Below are 18,962 nucleotides of genomic sequence, written 5' to 3' on the forward strand. Positions count from 1 at the left end.
TGTTCTTTCTACGACTTTTTAAGAGCGTGATGAAAATCACTCTAAGTTTGACCTGACCCTTAAAACGGCGTATTCTTGTCTTTACGAATGACTATTTAGTAAGCGATTTCACATCTCTCAAAGGAGGCAACCTGATGGTGGAGGAACAAGCTGGTGCGCGGCGCGTGCTGATCGTAACAGCCGTAGCCGCAGAGCGAGACGCTGTCCTGCGCGGCCTACAAGGCAGCGACAGGTTCCATGTGATTGCTGCCGGCGCAGGTACGGCAGCAGCGGCGGCGGGAACCGCCGCAGCACTCGCAGCCGGATCTTACGGCTGCGTAATCAGCGCCGGGATCGGCGGCGGCTTCCCGGGGTTGGCACCTTTAGGCTCGCTGGTCGTTGCTAGCGAGATGATAGCCGCCGACCTCGGGGCCGAGACGCCGGAGGGCTTCCGCAGCGCTGCCGAGCTTGGCTTCGGCAGCGTGTCCGTGCCGGCTGACCGCGGCACGGTACAGGCAGTTTCGGCCGCGCTGGCAGCGGCCGGACTGACCGTAAGCACGGGGACCGTGCTTACGGTCTCGACGGCGACCGGCACCGCGGAGACGGTCGCCGCCCTCATCGCGCGGCATCCCGGTGCCGTCGCGGAAGCGATGGAAGGCCACGGAGTTGCCGTGGCCGCTGAGGCGCTGGGGCTCCCGGTACTGGAGCTCCGCGCCATTTCGAACCCGGTCGGTCCCCGCGACCGGGCCGCCTGGAAAATCGGCGATGCAATGGAAGCATTAACGGCGGCAGCCGCTATACTATTGGAGGTGCTGTAATGACAACTGAGCTTAATATCGCTTTTTCCCCTTGCCCTAACGATACCTTTGTATTCCATGCCTGGGCACACGGGCTTGTCCCGAATGCACCACAACTTAATGTAACCTATGCCGACATTGATATTACCAACACGCTTGCTGCTAACGGAGAAGGTCCTGAAGTTCTTAAAATCTCCTATGCCGCCCTTCCTTGGGTTCTTGAGCGCTACAAACTGCTGCCATGCGGCGGTGCACTGGGTCGTGGCTGCGGCCCGCTGCTTCTTACAGCAAGTGGCCCAACAGCGATCAAACGTCCCGAGAAGCTAGCTGGGCGCCGAATTGCAGTACCTAGCGAACGTTCTACAGCTTATCTGCTCTTCAGATTATGGGCAGCACAGCATATAACGGGAGGGATTGGCGAAATCGTCGTCATGCCTTTCGATGAGATCATGCCTGCCGTACGCGACGGACATATCGATGCCGGACTGGTGATTCACGAAGCCCGCTTTACTTACGCATCTTATGGTCTAAATATGTTGACTGATCTTGGCAGCTGGTGGGAGAGCGATACCGGACTGCCGATTCCACTCGGCGCGATCATTGCTCGCCGCGATCTGGATGCCGATGCCATCACTGGCTGGATTCGCAGCTCTCTACAATATGCGTGGGATCATCCTACTGATTCTAGAGACTATGTGCTTAGCCACGCTCAAGAGCTCGCTCCAGAAGTGGCTAAATCACACATTGATCTCTATGTGAACGACTTCTCGATGAATCTAGGTGATGACGGCTACGCTGCAATCACCGCCTTACTAAATCGTGCTGCAGCAGAAGGACTTGTACCTTCCATTGATCCTGCATTACTTCGGTAGCATTTGCTAGACGTTCTTAGCGCACTTTAAAACTAGACATAACCCACAATCCCCGGTACACCATAAGGTGTCCTCCGGGGATTTTTGTTTAAAATATAAGAAAGTATAAGTTTCACACCATACTTTATGTCTTATATTTCCCGCTTAAACGTTTGCCGTCCTTATAAGGACGCCGAAGGCATTTATGCTTGCTCTGAGTAACATTCCCCGCGATTGCTTCGAACCATTATTTGGCAAGGCGAAGCGATGACTATACAATAGACCTATAAATAGGTTCTATGAAGGAGGATCACATGATACCTGAAAACAATAGCAAACAAAACATCGATCGATTTCTCGGCTTTCAAGAGGACTATGACCGCTACCGTCCTGAAGCTCCTGCCATGATCATCAAGCTGCTGACCGACTACTTAGGCAGCACACCTTCAGTCGTCGCAGATATAGGCTGCGGCACGGGCTTGTCTACTTTTCTGTGGAAGGATATCGCGGACAACGTAATTGGCATTGAACCGAATCCAGATATGCTGGGAAAAGCAATCGATAAATTAAGCCGGATAGAAGATCCTCAATCCATCACTTTTGTACAAGGTTATTCTAACCAGCTTCCACTTGCAGTGGACAGCGTAGACATAGTGACCTGCTCACAATCATTCCACTGGATGGATCCTGAAAGCACACTTCGAGAAGTCTCCAGGGTCTTAAGAACAGGTGGCGTCTTTGCTGCCTACGATTGCGACTGGCCTCTCCCCCTTCAACAGAAGGTAGAAGAACGTTACAACCAACTGATCTCCAAATCCGAGGAACTGCTCGCCTTGCTCTTACCTGATGCTGAGAGAGCACATAAATGGGACAAAGAAGGGCATTTGTCACGAATTCAGGCTAGTGGAGCTTTCTCTTTTGCAAGAGAGATCGTATTTCATAATCTTGAGTCCTGCGATGCACAGCGCTATGTTGGACTCGCTCTAAGCCAAGGGGGTATAAGAACCGTTCTGAAGCAAGACGCTACCCTACTCAATCAGGACATTGCAGATTTCAGCGCTGCAGTTGAAGACCATTTTCAAGGCCGCACCTTAGAGGTTCTGATCAGCTACCGAATGAGAATCGGCATCAAATAATCTCTACCCATAACGCAAAAACGCCCCGATTCTCCCCCTAGGAGGAAGGTCGGAGCGTTTTCTTATTTTATTTGACTTCTTTCATGAACAAATTTAGGTTCTCAACGATTTCCTTAGATCTGGAATGGTGTAAATAATGTCCACCCTCGAACGTCATCACTTTTCCATGCACAGATTCCTTAACTTGCCCTTCATGCAGAGGAATCCAATCTTTCACGGTTGTATTATTCGCTTGTATAAAGAATATAATGGGAAGATTCTTGTCGAATTTCAACCCTCTGGCTGCGACAAAGTTAGGATATATATGTTCCATTTCATTTAAGGTAGTGGAATTATTCATATTTTTGAGCGATATCAATTTCATTTGTTTTTTGGTCTCATCATCAAATGGCAGTCCATCATAAGGGTCACCGCTTAATTGCAATCCCAATCTAATGATACCTGAGTCTTTGAGCAGCTTTAATTTTTTTATCGGGAATTTAACATCCATACCGCCTTGCTCAGGAACACTACTATCAACCCCTACAAATGCACTCACTTCGTTTGGATATTTCTTCGCATATTCCAATCCGTAAATACCTCCAATGGAGTGACCCATTAGAATATATTGGTCAATGTTTAGATTCTGTACGGCTTCATGAACCTCACTTATGATATTCGCTGTAGTTCGTTCCTTATCGGTCTCATCACTTAATCCATAACCAAACGGCTCAACCGCGACCACTTTGTAAAATGGTGATAACTCATCAATCAACGGCTTAAAATCAAGTGCTGGCGCTCCAGTTCCAAAGCCCGGGATAAGCACAATAGTCTGCTCCCCTTGTCCTTGGATCAAAACATTCATACTTTTTCCGTCAACAGGAACTAACTGACCATATTGATGTATTTTTTTCTGATCTGTTTTGTTGCTAATCACATTAACTGTATAAACAACGGCTAGAAAAAGCACGATCAAAATCACTATTGCTCCTAATATTTTTAGCAATAAGTTACGTACTTTATGTTTCTTCTTTCCATTCTCCGTCTTTATTACCTCTGTTTGTGTCACCCTCATCTTCTCCCTGTCCTAATCTATTACACAAGCTACCTTAGCGTTGCGCTAATAAGATCTTAACCAAAGAAGATGTACTCCAAATGACTACAATGTGAACGCAGTATGAATAGACCAAAAAATCTCCAGCATCACACGCAAGGAGGCTTGCATGTGACACCGGAGCATGAACAATGAGGCGTGTATTTCAACCCCTCGCAAAATATCCTTGAACACTAATTATTCTGTCGGCACTATAATTGGTAAGGTGACGGTGAAGGTCGTTCCTTGGCCAGGTTCGCTTTCCACTCGGATATCCCCTTTATGAAGCGCTACGATCTGTTTAACAATGGCTAGTCCCATCCCGCTACCGCCATACTTGCGGCTGTGAGAACGATCGGCTTTAAAGAAGCGTTCAAATATACGCTCTTGGTCCTCGGGAGAAATACCAATGCCAGTGTCGGATATTCGGACGGTTACATTGTCCAAATCTTGTTTGATGCTGACGTTAATCACACTGTCATCCTCAGAGAACTTGATGCTATTGCCAAGGAGGTTCGTCCACACCTGACTTAACAGGTCATGGTCTGCCCATACGATTACTGATTTCAATTCAAGTTCAAAACTAATGTTGCGTGCCGACCATTGGGGCTGTATCGCCACGATTACACGTCTGATCTGTTCATCCAAACTGAACGTAATAAGCCGCAGTTGTTGGGATTGCGATTCAAGCAAGCTCAGCTTTAACAAACTATCGCTCATCTTGGACATCCGCTCCGCTTCAGCAATAATAATGTCGAGATAACGATTCCGTTCACCCTCTGTGAGGGCTACTTTCTTGAGCGCAATAGCATAACCAGATATCGAGGTAAGCGGAGACTGAACCTCATGCGACACATTCGTTACGAACTCCCTGCGCATTTGCTCAAGGTGCTGCAGATCATGCATCATTTCCTCGAAGCTATTAGCCAAGGTACCTAGCTCACCCATCTGCTTAATATTCAATTCGACATTGAAATCCCCAGTTGCTATTCGCCTAGTTGCCTTTGTCAGCCTTTTGATCGGTCTCACTAAGAACATAGAAGCGACCAGTATCAATACGCTCCCCGTTATTAACGAATACGCCAAAAAGTTAAATAGCAGATTCCTCGTAGAAGACAAAGTAGGAGGCACAAGCGGCTCCACAAACATCGCCTTCGTTCCCATTTCGGTTTTCAAAGGTAGTCCTAAGAGGTTGGAAGCACCTATACTCGGTTTAACTTGAAGAGCTTCACCACCCAATACTTTCTTTAGTTGCTCTCTAGTCACGGTAGCAGGGATCTCTCCATTAAGCGCTCCGTAAGACTGAACCTGACCGTTCTCATCGTAAATTCGAATATGATAGGAATCAAGCTGCTTCATTCCACTTATAAGAGCATCGGCTTCACGTGAGGGTAAGGTTTCGTATATCCGTTCGATATCCTGACCAAAACGAAGTAAGGGAATTCGCAGGTTTTCGTTTAATTTATCTTGAAATACCCAGGTTGTTACAAATAGAGAAATCAGTGTGCCTCCGATTACGGAGACCAGAAAGGTCAGAACAACACGTGTATATAATGATCTGATCATTCATATACCTCAAGCCGGTAGCCAAGTCCACGAACCGTCTCGATACGAAAATCAGGAGTAGTCGCGAACCGCTCGCGCAGACGTTTGATATGCACATCTATCGTTCGATCGTCTCCAGCGTAATCAATCCCCCAAATCTGATCAATTAGCTGCTCGCGCGTATAGACTTGTCCGGGTGTTCCAGCGAGCTTATATAGCAATTCGAACTCCTTGAGCGGCAACGTGAATGACTCCGTCCCTCTCATCACTTTATAGGTCTGTCGATCAAGAATGACGTCACCGAAATGGATCGTCTGTGTCGAACCAATCTTGTATCGCTTCAATAAGGATCTAACACGAACCGTCAACTCCAGTGGATCGAATGGCTTCGTCAAATAATCGTCTGTCCCCAGTTCGAAGCCCTTCACCTTCTCCCAGGTTTCACCTCTCGCAGTTAGCATAAGTAAGGGAAGATCCGGATTGGCTTTTCGGAGCTCTTTACATAACGTCCACCCATCCATAATCGGCATCATGATATCGAGTACAACAAGATCAACCTGCTTTGAGGCGTAAACGGCTAATGCTTCTTTGCCGTCTGCAGCTTCGGCTGTATCAAATCCGTCGTTACGTAGAAATAAACAGACGAGTTCGCGAATGTTCGCATCGTCGTCAGCAACTAGTATAGTAGGCATTCGTAACCTCTTTTCCTGTTATCCATCCTAGTCATTATACTACAATATACTTCCAGCCAAGAAGGAACGCCTTCGGCATCATTTAAAGGGTGAGGATCGTTTCACGAAAGCGCAAAACTTATACCTTCTTATATTTCAAAAAAGAGCGTCTAATACGGTAATCCGCATGTAGACGCTCTTGGAGTCGTTTGACTTCACCTTCAAACGACTTACTTCTTATTCATCTTGAACTTCAGGAAGAGCTCATTGTAATGAGCAAGCATCCGTTTGCCAAGATTATCATACACCTCAAGCCGATCCGTAATCTCAGCAGGCGGGTAGAACCGGGTATCCTCGGAAGTTTCCTTCGGAAGCAGCTCCAGCGCAGGAATGTTAGGCGTGGAATAACCTACGTATTCTGCATTCTTAGCCGCTACATCTGGGCGAAGCATGAAGTTAATGAACTTATGCGCTCCATCCACATTATCCGCAGTTCGTGGAATGACCATGTTATCAAACCACTTGTTTGAGCCTTCCTCAGGCACTACATAATCCAGTTTATCATTCTCATCCATGATCTCAGAAGCATCACCGGACCACACAATCCCGACCGCAGCCTCTTCATTGGCAAGCAGCATCTTAATCTCATCTCCGACAATCGCCTTAACGTTAGGAGACAACCTATTCAGCTTGGTCAGCGCTTCTTGCAGGTGAGCCTCATCCCGGTCATTAACGGAATAGTGCAGGCTGTTCAAAGCCATACCCATCACTTCGCGTGCTCCATCCACCAAGAAAATGTTATTCTTCAGCCTGCTGTCCCAAAGGGAATCCCAGCTGGTGAAGTCCATCCCTTGGGTCATGTCAGGGTTGAAAATAATCCCAACCGTTCCCCAGAAATAAGGCACGGAATACTTGTTGCCAGGATCGAAGGAAAGGTCCATAAACCGCGAATCAATATTCTTTAAATTCGGAACCTTGCTATGATCCAGCGGTATGAGTAAATTTTCTTCTTTCATCTTGGCAATGGCGTAATCCGAAGGAATTACGACATCAAAAGTAGTTCCACCCTGCTCCACTTTCGTTAGCATGGCTTCATTAGAGTCAAAGGTTTGATAAATGACCGTTAATCCGGTCTCTTTTTCAAATTCCTTCAACAGATCAGGATCGACATAGTCGCCCCAGTTATAGATAGTCAGTGTATTCCCTCCGGAATAGCCCTCTCTCGAGTTCATCCAGGAGCCCAGGTACATTAACGCGAATGCCGTGATCATGATCGCCAGAAAAGCATTTACCAGCTGTTTCATCTAGGCACCCCCGCTTCCGCTACTGGCTCCGCCACAGCTTCCGAAGTATTCTGACGGTTCTTCTTAAGGGTCAGGAAGTAATAACCGACAACGAGCAGTATCGTGAACAGGAAGATCAGTGTCGATAGCGCATTAATGGACAACGACACCCCTTGCCGAGCTCTGGAATAAATCTCAACCGACAGCGTCGAATAACCATTACCCGTTACGAAGAACGTAACTGCAAAGTCATCCAGTGAATACGTAAGTGCCATGAAGAATCCACTAAAGATCCCCGGTTTGATAATCGGCAGAATAACCTTAGTCAGAACATCCTTGCGGCTTGCGCCGAGGTCACGTGCTGCATCCGTCAGTGAAGGACTCATATCCTGTAAATGCGGCAGAATCATCAACACGGCAATCGGTACACTGAACGCGACATGCGAAAGCAGGACGGACACGAAGCCAAGCTTGATGCCTGCAATGGTGAACAGGATCAGGAACGATGCACCGATAATAACATCCGGACTAACGATCAATACGTTGTTCAGAGATAACAGGGTGTTTTTAGCACGGCGGTTCTGTACACTCTTAATGGCCAGTGCACCAATAATAGCGATAAGCGTGGCGATAGCCGAGGACAGAAGCGCGATTACAAGTGTGTTGATCATGATGATAATCAGACGGGTATCCTGAAGGACCTCACGGTAGTAATCCAGCGTAAAGCCCTCGAACTTGTGCATCGTCCCCCCGCTGTTGAACGAATAGTACATCAGATAGAAGATTGGCGCATACAGAACAGCGAACACTAGCACTAGGTACAGATTGGAGAACCCGTTTTTATTTCTCATTCCGCACCCCTTTCCGCGATCCGCCGGTAATAATCATAAACAGCGCCATAATAGCAATCAGAAACACTGCAACCGTGGAGCCCATGCCCCAGTCCTGTGTGACCAGAAAATGCTGCTCAATCGCAGTACCGAGTGTAATGACCCTGTTGCCTGCAATCAGACGAGTAATCATAAACAGGGACAGCGCTGGTATGAATACCGCCATACATCCGGAACGTACACCCGAAATGGTCAATGGAAAAATAACGCGCCGGAACGTCGTCCAGCCTGAAGCACCCAGATCACGTGCCGCATCCAGCAAGGATAAATTAAGATCCTCCAAAGCGCTGTAAATCGGCAAGATCATGAATGGGATAAAGATATACACAGATACAAATACAAAGCTGAAGCCCGTAAACAAAATTTGTTGTTCTCCGATTCCAAGCAGATCAAAGAAATTGTTGATTGGTCCGAACGTACCAAATATGCCGATAAAAGCGTAAGTTTTCAGCAGCAAATTAATCCATGTCGGTAAAATAATCAGCAATAACCATAGCTGCTTATGCTTCGTTCTCGTCAACAGATATGCCGCCGGATAGGCGACCAGCAAAGAGAATGCTGTAATCAGAAACGCATACCAGAATGAGGTCAGCGTCATTTTTAAGTACACAGGTGTAAAGAAGTTCACGTAGTTATCTAGCGTAAGATGCCCATCCAGATCAAATAGAGAATAATAGATGACAAGCAGCACTGGTGCGATTACAAACAAGGCAATCCACAGGTAATAAGGGATGAGATAATACGATCTGCCCTTATTCTTCATGACTCTCCACCTCGCCGTAAGCTTCCAGACGTTTGTCGAACTCTTCCTCCGTTTCACCAAAACGCATAACATGAATCGCTTCCGGATCAAAGTAAAGGCCAATTTCACTACCTACCGTCGCCTTACGTGTAGAATGCACAAGCCATTCATGTCCGGATTCATCATAACAACTGATTTCATAGTGTACGCCACGGAACAACTGGGAATCCACTCGCACACGTAGCTTGCCCTGTTCCAGCGTTGAAATCTCCAAATCCTCTGGACGTATAACAATCTCCACAGATTCATTTGGTTTAAGACCGGCATCGAAGCATTCGAAACGGCGCCCGTTAAACTCCACCAGATAGTCTTCAATCATAACACCCGGAACAATGTTGGACTCGCCAATAAAATCAGCTACAAAGCGGTTAATTGGCTCATCATAGATATCGTTAGGTGTTCCGCTTTGTTCGATTTTTCCTTTGTTCATGACAAAAATCCAGTCGGACATCGCGAGTGCCTCTTCCTGGTCATGTGTAACAAAAATAAAGGTAATACCAAGTCGTTGCTGCATTTCACGCAGTATGTACTGCATCTCTGTTCGCAGCTTCAGATCGAGCGCAGATAGCGGCTCGTCCAGCAAAAGAACCTGCGGCTCATTCACAATCGCACGGGCAATGGCCACGCGCTGACGTTGACCACCGGACATTTCGTTAATGGCACGCTGCTCATAGCCCACAAGGTTGACGAAACTTAGCGCTTCCTGCACCTTCTTCGTGATGACGTCTTTCTTAAGCTTCTTAATGCGCAGTCCGAAAGCCACATTCTCGAATACGTTCAGGTGTGGAAATAATGCATAATCCTGAAAGACCGTATTTACCTGCCGCTCATTGGCTGGAATGTGGTTGATCACTTTACCGTTTAAATAGATAGAACCGCTTGTTGGCTCTGCGAACCCAGCGATCAATCGTAGAATAGTCGTTTTACCACAGCCTGATGGACCAAGTAGTGTATAGAATTTGCCGCGCTCTATCTCAAAGCTGACTCCTTTTAACACCGGATCTTCGTCGTCATATTGCTTGGTAACCTCTTCAAATGAAATAATGGTGCCTTCCTGAATAGTTATAGCTAACAACCTCCCTGCCTAAAGTATCACAATACTATTTTACCCGCATCTCGCGGAGAACAATCGAATGGGCATGCTCAGCGCTAATAAGCGACAATTCCTCCTCTCATTCGACACTCCAATAGATATAGCATATTAGATTGTACCATTATATGCGATAGCGTACAGGAAAAAGGAATGCGTAAACTTAACAACTTTGTAAAATATCCAGTCCTCCATGCCTTTTTTAAGGTGCTATAATGAAAGCGAACTGAAAGACCAGACAGTTTTTTCATTTTTTTCCGAAAGAAGATGAATGATAATGAACGAGGGGTTACAAGACCGCCTTGAAAAATATGGTTTCTCACTTTACATGATACGAATTACGCTGGCCGCTTCACTTTCATGGGTCGCCGTACACAGCATATATGGTAGCCAATATTTATACTTTGCACCCCTTGCGGCTATCCTCATCACCCAAGCCAGTGTTAAAGCATCGCTAGAAAAAGGAATCTACCGCCTGATCGGCATTATTCTTGGCGGGGTCGTTAGCCTAATTGTTGGCCAGTTTTTTGATGTAGGTGGGCTTTCTATCCTGCTCATTCTACTCATCGGGATTGGTATCGCTACGGCCTGTAAGATGAACATTCAAGCTGTCTCACAGGTGGGTGTTACTTCCGTCCTGGCTCTTACTTTCTACCAGAATGACTACGTGCTTTGGAGAATAGGGGAAACGTTCATTGGTGTGCTGATCGCCCTGGCCATCAATATGATTATCGTGCCGCCGAACAGGTTCGTCAAGGTAAAAGCATTGGCATTCGAAGGAAGTCTTCTACTTGCGGATGCATTAAAAGATCTCGTAGGCGTAAGACGTGATTCTCCGAAAGATAATTTGCTGGAGGAAGCAGGTAAACTCCTGTCGAATAGCAGCCGGGAACAGAAAGAAATGTTCTATACCCTCACACATTATCAGTGCCGTGGTGAACTGAAGGGACTCATACAAGCTACTTCACATCTGAAGAGCATTCATTCTTACGTCCAAGAAATTGCAGACGAAATTCGCCTTCTACCCGCGCATCATGCCTCTTCTGACTGGATGAAGGAAGTGTTGGAAGCAACTGCAGATTGTATTGCGCTTTATGGAACCAGAACTTTATCAGACGCCGAGTGCCAACGTTCTCTTGCCGATTGTATAGAGCACGCTCGAGACCTGCAGCTGGCTAGTTTCTCTCAACTACAAGGAAATTGTTCACTTTCAAGCATTCGTGATCTTGGTGCGGTCTTCAGTCACTTAAACCGGGTGCTGGAGGAAGTAGAACGCGCTAAATCCGCTACTTATGTTGTAGCCACTCGGCCCTCAACAGCTGAAGTCGCACGCGCTTTACGTTTTATTAAAAAGGGACTCTCCCAGAAGCTATAAGCTTCGGGAGCGTCCCTTTTGTTCATATATAAGAAAGTATAAGTTTCACACTATATTTTATCCCTATATTTCTCGCTTAAACGCTGATTACTACTTACATTTCCTTAAATTCGAATTAAACCGACTGCTTCGCGGCACGTCCTATCCTCACATTCACCAGAACAATGCTGCTAACAATAAGCAGTAGACCCATCACAAGATTCAAAGTAATCTGCTCATTTAAAAAGACTACACTAGTCCCTATCGAGATCAGTGGGATCAAAAAAGTGAATGATCCGACCTTCCCTGCCTCGCCCTCGTTAATCAGCTTGAAATAGATCAGCCAGCCTAAAGCGATCACAAAGACTGCAATAAACAGTGTATCGGCTATAAACGTTCCACTCCAGGTGATATCCGACCACTTTTCTGTAGCAGATCCCGAAAGCAGCAAAATGATACCACCGATCGTTATTTGCATAGCGGTCATCCATAGCATATCCACGCGCACAGCATTTCGTTTCATATATACCGTTCCTAATGCCCAGCTCAAAGCACTGGCCAAAGCAAGCACAATTCCCCATACAGAGATGCTTCCGTTAAGTCCTCCAATACTGAGGGAGCCTACTCCGATGAACCCTAGCAACAGACCTGCCATTTTGAGCCCGTACATGCTCTCTCCTAACCACAGCCATGAAAAAACACCCAGCAATACCGGCTGCAGAAATACAATGGACGAGAATAATCCTGCGGGTACATACTGCAAGCCAATCGTCTGAAATCCATAATAAAACACGATACTTAATATAGCCGAGGTCAGATAGATCGGCCATAGCTGCTTGAAGCGAAGCTCCTTCATCTTAGGAAGTGCAATTAGAATAAGAATGAATCCGCCGATGACGGTTCGGATACCTGCAAATAATAAGGGTGGAGCGTAGTCTAAGGCGATTTTGGATATAGGCCAATTTATGCCCCATACAATCACCAAAAATATAAGAAGGATGATGCTTTTCTTCTGCTGATTCATGTATTCACTCCTTGGTGTAGATTCATCACAAATGATACAATAATTAAGAATATAAATGAAATGAATAATACTCATAAGGGGCATATCATATTTGTTATGAACAATAATCAAATTCGTTTGTTCGTCAAAATCGCGGAGAGCGGTAGTTTTACCAAAGCTGGTGTAGAACTGAATATGACCCAACCTGCTGTCAGTCGAGCAATTTCCTCTTTAGAAGCCGAACTGGATGTAAAGCTATTACTTCGAGATCGACGGAACGGTCTAATGCTTACTGACATCGGCAAGCGTATCCTTGTTATTTTTCGTGAAATTCTAATGGGCTTTGATAAGGTCAATCAGGAGATTTTTGCCGAGAGGGGGCTTGAGAAGGGAAGCATTCGAATTGGGGCTTTTCCAGTGGCTTCTGCCTATTTTTTACCGAAGATTATTAGCTCTATCACTGAAAGATATCCAAATATTACGATTAGCCTGCAGGAGGGCTCTATCGCCGAAGTCAGAGAATGGCTGGAATCCAAAGAAATTGATGTTGGCTTATTGCTCGCTCCTTGCGAGGCGTTCGAAACCATCCCACTATATAGAGAAAAGCTGTACGCTGTAATCAGAGATGACCATCCTTTGCACGAGCGTTCTGTCATAGGTGTGAGAGAATTAGCGGGTGAGCCTATGCTGATCTGTAAAGCTGGTTATGAACCACCGGTGGTAGATTTATTCCGCAGAAGCAGCAGCTATCTGAATGTAAAATATGTGGTTAATAACTATGCAACAGCTCTTAATATGGTTCAAGAGGGGCTGGCTGTGGGTGTGATGTCTGAGCTATCTTTGTTATCTTTACCTCCAAATGTAGTAACCCGTGAACTGCAGCCCGACGCCTACAGAGATATACATATCGCAGTCAGCTCGCTTACCGATACTTCCATAGCTGTAAAGATGTTCATAGAGACAGCTCTGGATCTTTTTACTAAGCCTAAAAAAATGGATGATGAGGAGTGCTGAAGATGAACTTTAAAAGACTGGGAAATAGCGGACTACAAGTATCCGCATTGGGACTGGGGACAAACGCTTTTGGTAAAAGGGCAGATCAAGAGACCTCCATTCAGATCGTACATACTGCGCTGGATCATGGCATTAACTTTATCGATACCGCTAATATTTACGCCGGCTCTGAATCTGAGCGAATCATCGGTTTGGCCTTGGAAAGTAGAAGACATGAGGCTGTTCTCACCACTAAAGCAGGCTTAGTTAAGCATGACGGACCTAACGGAAGCGGCTCCTCGAGGCGCCATTTGATGCAGGAATTAGAAGATAGTCTTCGCCGTCTAAAAACGGATTATGTCGATCTATACCAGATCCACACCTTCGATCCCTATACCCCACTTGAAGAGACGTTACGGACCTTGGACGATATGGTATCTTCAGGCAAAGTACGCTATATCGGAGCTTCCAACTATAAAGCATGGCAATTAATGAAGGCGATTGGAATTAGTGAGGCACGGAGCTTCGCCAAATATATTTCAATTCAGTGTAGCTATTCCTTAGCAGATCGGACCCCGGAGAATGAGCTTCTCTCCCTTTGTCTTGATCAAGGTGTAGGGATTATTCCTTATTTTCCACTGGCGGGCGGAATTCTCACAGGCAAATATAATTCAAACGGTTCCGCACCTTCAGGATCGAGAGCAGATACCGATCCTAATTTCAAAAGATTCCTGAATCATGAACGAATCGAATTGGGGAACAAAGTGGGGCGGATAGCTGAAGAACTGGGAACCTCTTCTACTGCACTTTCCTTAGCTTGGCTCATGAATCGTCCTGCCGTCTCGACAGTTATTGTTGGGGCTACACGCGTGGAGCAGCTGGAACAGAATTTGCATAGTACCTCCATTCAGCTTAACGAAGAAACAGTGAGCAAGCTGGATGAGGCAAGTGATTCCTTCCGCTTTGGCGAGCCTTTCGCCTTTTATCGGCTCCCATAGTCTGAACTACTATAATGAAGGAGGGAGTATTATGACAACACATACAACGGCTAACATTCAAGTGATGCTTGAAGAGCATAAGGACTTTTTTAATCGTGGCGCAACTAAAGAGGTAGCCTTTCGGCTTAGTCAGCTTCAGAAACTTAAAGACAGTATTAAACGATACGAGAGTCGTATTATCACTGCCTTACAACAGGATTTAGGAAAAAGTGAGTTTGAGGCTTATGCCACAGAAATCGGCTTCACCTTGGACAGCCTAGGTTACATGATGAAGCATCTCAAACGTTGGGCGAAGCCTGTAAAGGTTAGATCACCACTGCATTTATTTCCTGCGAAGAGTTATATCTTAAGTGAACCTTACGGTACCGCGCTCATTATAGGTCCTTTTAATTATCCATTTCAGCTGCTGATCGAACCGCTTATAGGCGCCATTGCCGCTGGGAACTGCGCTGTCCTCAAGCCATCAGAGAGCACACCATCCATCACGGCTGTTATAGAGCAGCTCATTCAGGAGACCTTCGAACCCCAGTATATTCGCGTAGTTCAGGGGGAGAAAGCGACCACCAATCTGCTGATCCATGCCAAGTTTGATTATATTTTCTTCACGGGCAGTGTTCCGGTCGGCAAAATCGTGATGGAAGCCGCTGCGAAGAATCTAGTGCCTGTAACCTTGGAGCTTGGCGGGAAAAGTCCGGTCATTGTCGACACATCAGCCAATCTTGATGTTGCAGCGAAGCGAATCGTATGGGGGAAATTATTAAATGCGGGTCAAACCTGTATCGCCCCCGATTATTTGCTCGTTCATAAGGATATTGCTAATGAATTGATCACCAAAATCAAACATCAGATTACTGAATTCTACGGTCAAAATACGCAGCCGAATACAGATTATGGCCGAATCGTAAATGAGCGCCAGCTGCAAAGACTCGCCAGTCTCATTGAACGGGATCAGGAAAAGGTGGTTATGGGCGGAACCGTCATTTCAGAAGAACGTTATATTGAACCTACACTAATCTACCCTGCGGCTTGGACTGACGCTTCTATGGAAGATGAGATCTTCGGCCCGATCCTACCCATATTGGAATATCATCAATTGGATGAAGCTATCCGGAGTATTAACGAGCACCCAAAACCACTTGCGCTTTACCTGTTCACAGAGGATAAAAATGTTGAACAAGAGGTGCTTTCCCGAGTCTCTTTCGGAGGAGGCTGTATCAATGATACGATCTCGCATGTGGCGAACGCTAGCTTGCCGTTTGGTGGGGTAGGTAACTCTGGAATCGGCGGTTATCACGGGAAGCACAGCTTTGAAGTCTTTTCCCACCGCAAAAGCATCGTCAAGAGAGGCACAAGAATCGACCTCGGGATTGTGTACCCGCCCTATGGGAATAAGATCAAGCTGGTACGAAAAGTATTAAAATAGACAAAGCAGAAAACCTCCCATGACTGGAAGGCTTTCTGCTTTTCAGGGGAACGACTTTTCATTATTTGAACAGCTGTACCAATTCCTCTACATGTAACTCCGCGGTAGAAGGAAACCAGAGCTCAGCACTCTCTTTCAAGGATGGACTTCCGGCTCCAACGGACCTCATACCAGCGGCTTTGATGGCAGCTATCCCCTCTGCTGTATCTTCGATAGCTACGCAGCAGTCAGGTGATATGCCCAGCATCTCGGTAACCTGTAAATAAATTTCCGGATCCGGCTTGCCCATACGGATGTTTTTAGGGTCAGCAATCGCCTGAAACAAGCGTCCGATCTTCAATCGTTCAAGAATCAGCATTGCATTCTCATTAACGGAAGCCAGTCCGACAGGGATTCGCTTTTCCTTCAAATCGGTCAGAAGACTATGGATACCCGGGTGCAAATCATCCGGTGTCATTTGTTGAATCAGCTGTTTATACTTTTCGTTCTTTTTATTGCAGAGCATTCCTTTTACCGGTTGGGGTAAATTCAGACCGCTTCCCTCCAGTAGAATCTCTAAACATTCCATTCGACTATGGCCCTTCAGACGTACATGCTTCTCTCTATCAAAAGAAATCGCCAGCTCATCGGCTAAGGCTTTCCAGGCCAGATAATGATACTCACTAGAATCGGTAATAATCCCGTCCAGCTCGAAAATAACAGCTTCAAGCTGCTTCACATTTGAAAGGGACACCGGCTTCTTTACAGTTAACTGCACAAGGCTCCCTTTATGTAGAATTTCAACCACTTCACCTGTCAGTAGTGTATAGATCACTACCTTACTATCAACATAAATATCCAATAAATGCCCACCGCTTGTTATTTTAAACCGATAGCTGTCCCATTGTGCTGGCAAGGCAGGATTAAAGGATAGCATACCGCCACATAAGCGCATTCCACCAAACCCATTTACAATCGACAGCCAAGATCCTGCCATAGCAGCAGTATGCAGCCCGTCTTTCACATTGCGGTTAATATCATCTAAGTCCATCCGTACCGTGCGGTCAAAATAGGCGTACGCCCCCATTAAATCACCAATCTCAGCAGAAATAATACTGTGAATGCACGGTGACAAAGAAGAATCATGTGTCGTTAGCGGCTCATAGTAATTGTAATTGCGGATCTTGTCCGCCAAGCTGAACTGATCACCTAACAGAAACATGGCCATCACCAGATCTGCCTGTTTGAGCACCTGATGGCGGTAAATCACCAACGGATGGTAATGAAGCAGAAGTGGATATTTATCCGCTGGTGTATGTTCAAAGTCCCACTTCTTCTTAGTCAGAAACGTATCATCCTGAGCATAGATACCAAGCTCCTCATCAAAAGGGACATACATTTTTTCTGCGGCGACCAGCCAATCACCAGGCTCTTCCTCAGTCAGACCAATCTTGCTCTTCAGACGCTCAAAATGCTCCGGATACTGCTTCTCTAACAGTCTGGCTATCTCATATGCATAATAGAGTTGATCCCGTACCATAAGATTAGTGTATGCATTATTGTTAACGATAGCTGTATACTCATCGGGACCCGTTACTGCGTCAATACAGAACGCACCCGCTCTGGCCGGATTAAAATGACCCAGATCCACCCAAAAGCGAGAGGTCTCGAATATCATTTCCGCCCCCTCCAGGACCAGAAACTCATAATCGCCAGTTGCCCGCACATATTGTTTAATGGCATAGGCAATATCCGCGTTAATATGCATTTGTGCTGTTCCTGCCGGAAAATAGGAAGAGTTCTCAGCTCCGTCTATGGTGCGCCAAGGATATAGTGCTCCCTTCTGAGACATCACTGCTGCTCGTTCCCGTGCCTTATCTAACGTAGCATAACGAAACTCAAGTAGCTTCCGGCTAATCTCCGGCTGTGTAAATGTAAAGAAGGGTATCATATACATCTCGGTATCCCAGAAATAGTGACCTTCGTATCCTTCACCCGTCAGGCCCTTGGCCCCGATGTTAGTAACCCCGTCACGTCCTACGGATTGCAGCAATTGAAAAGCATTAAAACGGATACCCTGTTGAAGCGCAAGATCGCCCTGAATTTCCACATCGGTATGTGCCCAGAAATGATCAAGAAAAGCCCGTTGTTCATGAACTAGTGCTTCAAACCCACAGTTCTCCGCCAAGTGTTGCACTTCTAAGCACCTGCTTAACAGTTCGTCTTCTGCATAATCCTTAGAAGTGTGATACGAAATGTACTTGGTCAGGGAGATCCTTTCCCCCATCACCACGGGTACAACCCATTGCATGGATAATCGCTGATCTTCTAGCTGCACGAGCCTTTCATATCCAGAGCTACAATTCAGACTGTGACTTATCCCTGTTAAAAGAGCAAACCCGGTATGCCGCGTCCTCTGCTTCATCCACAAAAAGGACTGCTCGAGTTCATGACCGGTTTCCACTAGCAGCAAATTGGGTTCCTTACTCCCTGATCCCAGCCGGGGGTCATCCGTGACCTCCGGCCTTTGAATCTCACCATCGATCGATGAAGTAAACGTTAGGGTTCCCTCAAAATTCAATGCCTTGACCTCGTAATCTATGGCCGCTAAATGTTTATGCTGCATGGCCACCATCCGACGAATGTTCAGCTGTACCCTGTGTCCGGCAGGAGATTCCCATTCTACCTGCCGATGCAAGATCCCATTTCGCATATCCAGCTTCCGTTCATAACGGTGCACTTGCCCACTGTTTAACTGAAAGGCATGACCCTCAATGCTGAGCTCAATAATCTTGGCGTCCGTCACGTTCAGCATGGCTTGGTTGCGGGAAGGATACCCATAAGCTCCCTCTGGATACACAATAGGCTCGGAATCAAAAAATCCATTCAAGTAGTTCCCTGTTACAGATGAGCCCGAGTGGCCATGGTAACCTTCCTCGAAATTACCGCGCATGCCAATGTATCCATTACCAAGAGCAAATACACTTTCGCTTCTTTGATTGTTCTCTTCATCATAAGTCTCCTCATCAAGACTCCACTCCCGGTAAGGATACACCGCAGCCGGATGTACGTATGGTTTCATCTTCATCTCTCTAT

At 46.3% G+C, this 18,962-nt stretch carries 16 protein-coding genes; 7 read left to right on the top strand and 9 right to left on the bottom strand.

Annotated features, from left to right (window positions below):
• Positions 1-134 precede the first annotated feature (134 nt).
• The 3 genes from ACWNM1_RS00830 (at position 135) to ACWNM1_RS00840 (ending at position 2,763) form a co-directional block, all read left to right on the top strand.
• Entirely contained in the window at positions 135-797 is a 663-nt protein-coding gene (locus tag ACWNM1_RS00830) for a futalosine hydrolase (protein WP_449599194.1), read from the top strand.
• Positions 797-1,648, top strand: coding sequence for a 1,4-dihydroxy-6-naphthoate synthase (locus ACWNM1_RS00835; RefSeq protein ID WP_449599195.1), 852 nt, complete (start codon positions 797-799; stop codon positions 1,646-1,648). Before ACWNM1_RS00830 ends, ACWNM1_RS00835 begins: the two co-directional genes overlap by 1 nt.
• A 293-nt stretch (positions 1,649-1,941) precedes the next feature.
• The gene (locus ACWNM1_RS00840) at positions 1,942-2,763 is read left to right on the top strand and encodes a class I SAM-dependent methyltransferase (protein WP_449599196.1); all 822 of its coding nucleotides are present in this window, start codon (positions 1,942-1,944) and stop codon (positions 2,761-2,763) included.
• A 67-nt stretch (positions 2,764-2,830) separates the two neighbouring features.
• Here the strand turns inward: ACWNM1_RS00840 and ACWNM1_RS00845 are convergent, their stop codons facing one another.
• The 7 genes from ACWNM1_RS00845 to ACWNM1_RS00875 form a co-directional block, all read right to left on the bottom strand.
• The gene (locus ACWNM1_RS00845; protein ID WP_449599197.1) at positions 2,831-3,811 is read right to left on the bottom strand and encodes an alpha/beta fold hydrolase; all 981 of its coding nucleotides are present in this window, start codon (positions 3,809-3,811) and stop codon (positions 2,831-2,833) included.
• Positions 3,812-4,033: 222 nt separating this feature from the next.
• Complete coding sequence (locus ACWNM1_RS00850; protein ID WP_449599198.1) at positions 4,034-5,401, bottom strand: ATP-binding protein; 1,368 nt, start codon at positions 5,399-5,401, stop codon at positions 4,034-4,036.
• Entirely contained in the window at positions 5,398-6,072 is a 675-nt protein-coding gene (locus tag ACWNM1_RS00855) for a response regulator transcription factor (protein WP_341059230.1), read from the bottom strand. Before ACWNM1_RS00855 ends, ACWNM1_RS00850 begins: the two co-directional genes overlap by 4 nt.
• A 209-nt stretch (positions 6,073-6,281) precedes the next feature.
• Positions 6,282-7,355, bottom strand: a complete 1,074-nt coding sequence (locus ACWNM1_RS00860; protein ID WP_449599199.1) for an ABC transporter substrate-binding protein — start codon at positions 7,353-7,355, stop codon at positions 6,282-6,284.
• A complete protein-coding gene (locus ACWNM1_RS00865; protein WP_042131492.1) occupies positions 7,352-8,185 on the bottom strand; it encodes an ABC transporter permease in 834 nt (277 codons plus the stop codon). Before ACWNM1_RS00865 ends, ACWNM1_RS00860 begins: the two co-directional genes overlap by 4 nt.
• Positions 8,175-8,987 (bottom strand): ABC transporter permease, encoded by an 813-nt coding sequence (locus tag ACWNM1_RS00870; protein ID WP_042192705.1) that lies wholly within the window; start codon positions 8,985-8,987, stop codon positions 8,175-8,177. Before ACWNM1_RS00870 ends, ACWNM1_RS00865 begins: the two co-directional genes overlap by 11 nt.
• Entirely contained in the window at positions 8,977-10,086 is a 1,110-nt protein-coding gene (locus ACWNM1_RS00875; RefSeq protein ID WP_042194671.1) for an ABC transporter ATP-binding protein, read from the bottom strand. Before ACWNM1_RS00875 ends, ACWNM1_RS00870 begins: the two co-directional genes overlap by 11 nt.
• A gap of 307 nt (positions 10,087-10,393) precedes the next feature.
• On the opposite strand from ACWNM1_RS00875, the gene ACWNM1_RS00880 reads away from it, so the two are divergent.
• Positions 10,394-11,491, top strand: a complete 1,098-nt coding sequence (locus ACWNM1_RS00880) for an FUSC family protein (protein WP_341146646.1) — start codon at positions 10,394-10,396, stop codon at positions 11,489-11,491.
• A gap of 115 nt (positions 11,492-11,606) precedes the next feature.
• Here the strand turns inward: ACWNM1_RS00880 and ACWNM1_RS00885 are convergent, their stop codons facing one another.
• Positions 11,607-12,494, bottom strand: coding sequence for a DMT family transporter (locus tag ACWNM1_RS00885; protein ID WP_449599200.1), 888 nt, complete (start codon positions 12,492-12,494; stop codon positions 11,607-11,609).
• 96 nt (positions 12,495-12,590) lie between these two features.
• On the opposite strand from ACWNM1_RS00885, the gene ACWNM1_RS00890 reads away from it, so the two are divergent.
• Genes ACWNM1_RS00890 through ACWNM1_RS00900 form a run of 3 tightly spaced genes read left to right on the top strand, consistent with a single transcriptional unit; the run spans position 12,591 to position 15,887 of the window.
• Positions 12,591-13,487, top strand: a complete 897-nt coding sequence (locus ACWNM1_RS00890) for a LysR family transcriptional regulator (RefSeq protein ID WP_449599201.1) — start codon at positions 12,591-12,593, stop codon at positions 13,485-13,487.
• 2 nt (positions 13,488-13,489) lie between these two features.
• Positions 13,490-14,464, top strand: coding sequence for an aldo/keto reductase (locus ACWNM1_RS00895; RefSeq protein WP_449599202.1), 975 nt, complete (start codon positions 13,490-13,492; stop codon positions 14,462-14,464).
• Positions 14,465-14,495: 31 nt separating this feature from the next.
• Positions 14,496-15,887 (top strand): aldehyde dehydrogenase, encoded by a 1,392-nt coding sequence (locus tag ACWNM1_RS00900; RefSeq protein ID WP_449599203.1) that lies wholly within the window; start codon positions 14,496-14,498, stop codon positions 15,885-15,887.
• Between the two features lie 61 nt (positions 15,888-15,948).
• Here ACWNM1_RS00900 and pgmB read toward each other — a convergent pair whose 3' ends face one another.
• On the bottom strand, positions 15,949-18,954 hold the full coding sequence (gene pgmB / locus ACWNM1_RS00905) for a beta-phosphoglucomutase (protein WP_449599205.1): 3,006 nt from the start codon (positions 18,952-18,954) through the stop codon (positions 15,949-15,951).
• Between the last annotated feature and the right edge of the window lie 8 nt (positions 18,955-18,962).

Source organism: Paenibacillus sp. Marseille-Q9583, from assembly GCF_976954365.1.

What these genes read in the sequence shown, in the direction of transcription:
- ACWNM1_RS00885 (WP_449599200.1), bottom strand. Translation starts at nt 12,494, where the DNA reads ATGAATCAGCAGAAGAAAAGCATCATCCTTCTTATATTTTTGGTGATT.
- ACWNM1_RS00855 (WP_341059230.1), bottom strand. Translation starts at nt 6,072, where the DNA reads ATGCCTACTATACTAGTTGCTGACGACGATGCGAACATTCGCGAACTC.
- ACWNM1_RS00860 (WP_449599199.1), bottom strand. Translation starts at nt 7,355, where the DNA reads ATGAAACAGCTGGTAAATGCTTTTCTGGCGATCATGATCACGGCATTC.
- ACWNM1_RS00865 (WP_042131492.1), bottom strand. Translation starts at nt 8,185, where the DNA reads ATGAGAAATAAAAACGGGTTCTCCAATCTGTACCTAGTGCTAGTGTTC.
- ACWNM1_RS00870 (WP_042192705.1), bottom strand. Translation starts at nt 8,987, where the DNA reads ATGAAGAATAAGGGCAGATCGTATTATCTCATCCCTTATTACCTGTGG.
- pgmB (WP_449599205.1), bottom strand. Translation starts at nt 18,954, where the DNA reads ATGAAGATGAAACCATACGTACATCCGGCTGCGGTGTATCCTTACCGG.
- ACWNM1_RS00880 (WP_341146646.1), top strand. Translation starts at nt 10,394, where the DNA reads ATGAACGAGGGGTTACAAGACCGCCTTGAAAAATATGGTTTCTCACTT.
- ACWNM1_RS00850 (WP_449599198.1), bottom strand. Translation starts at nt 5,401, where the DNA reads ATGATCAGATCATTATATACACGTGTTGTTCTGACCTTTCTGGTCTCC.
- ACWNM1_RS00840 (WP_449599196.1), top strand. Translation starts at nt 1,942, where the DNA reads ATGATACCTGAAAACAATAGCAAACAAAACATCGATCGATTTCTCGGC.
- ACWNM1_RS00890 (WP_449599201.1), top strand. Translation starts at nt 12,591, where the DNA reads ATGAACAATAATCAAATTCGTTTGTTCGTCAAAATCGCGGAGAGCGGT.
- ACWNM1_RS00900 (WP_449599203.1), top strand. Translation starts at nt 14,496, where the DNA reads ATGACAACACATACAACGGCTAACATTCAAGTGATGCTTGAAGAGCAT.
- ACWNM1_RS00830 (WP_449599194.1), top strand. Translation starts at nt 135, where the DNA reads ATGGTGGAGGAACAAGCTGGTGCGCGGCGCGTGCTGATCGTAACAGCC.
- ACWNM1_RS00895 (WP_449599202.1), top strand. Translation starts at nt 13,490, where the DNA reads ATGAACTTTAAAAGACTGGGAAATAGCGGACTACAAGTATCCGCATTG.
- ACWNM1_RS00835 (WP_449599195.1), top strand. Translation starts at nt 797, where the DNA reads ATGACAACTGAGCTTAATATCGCTTTTTCCCCTTGCCCTAACGATACC.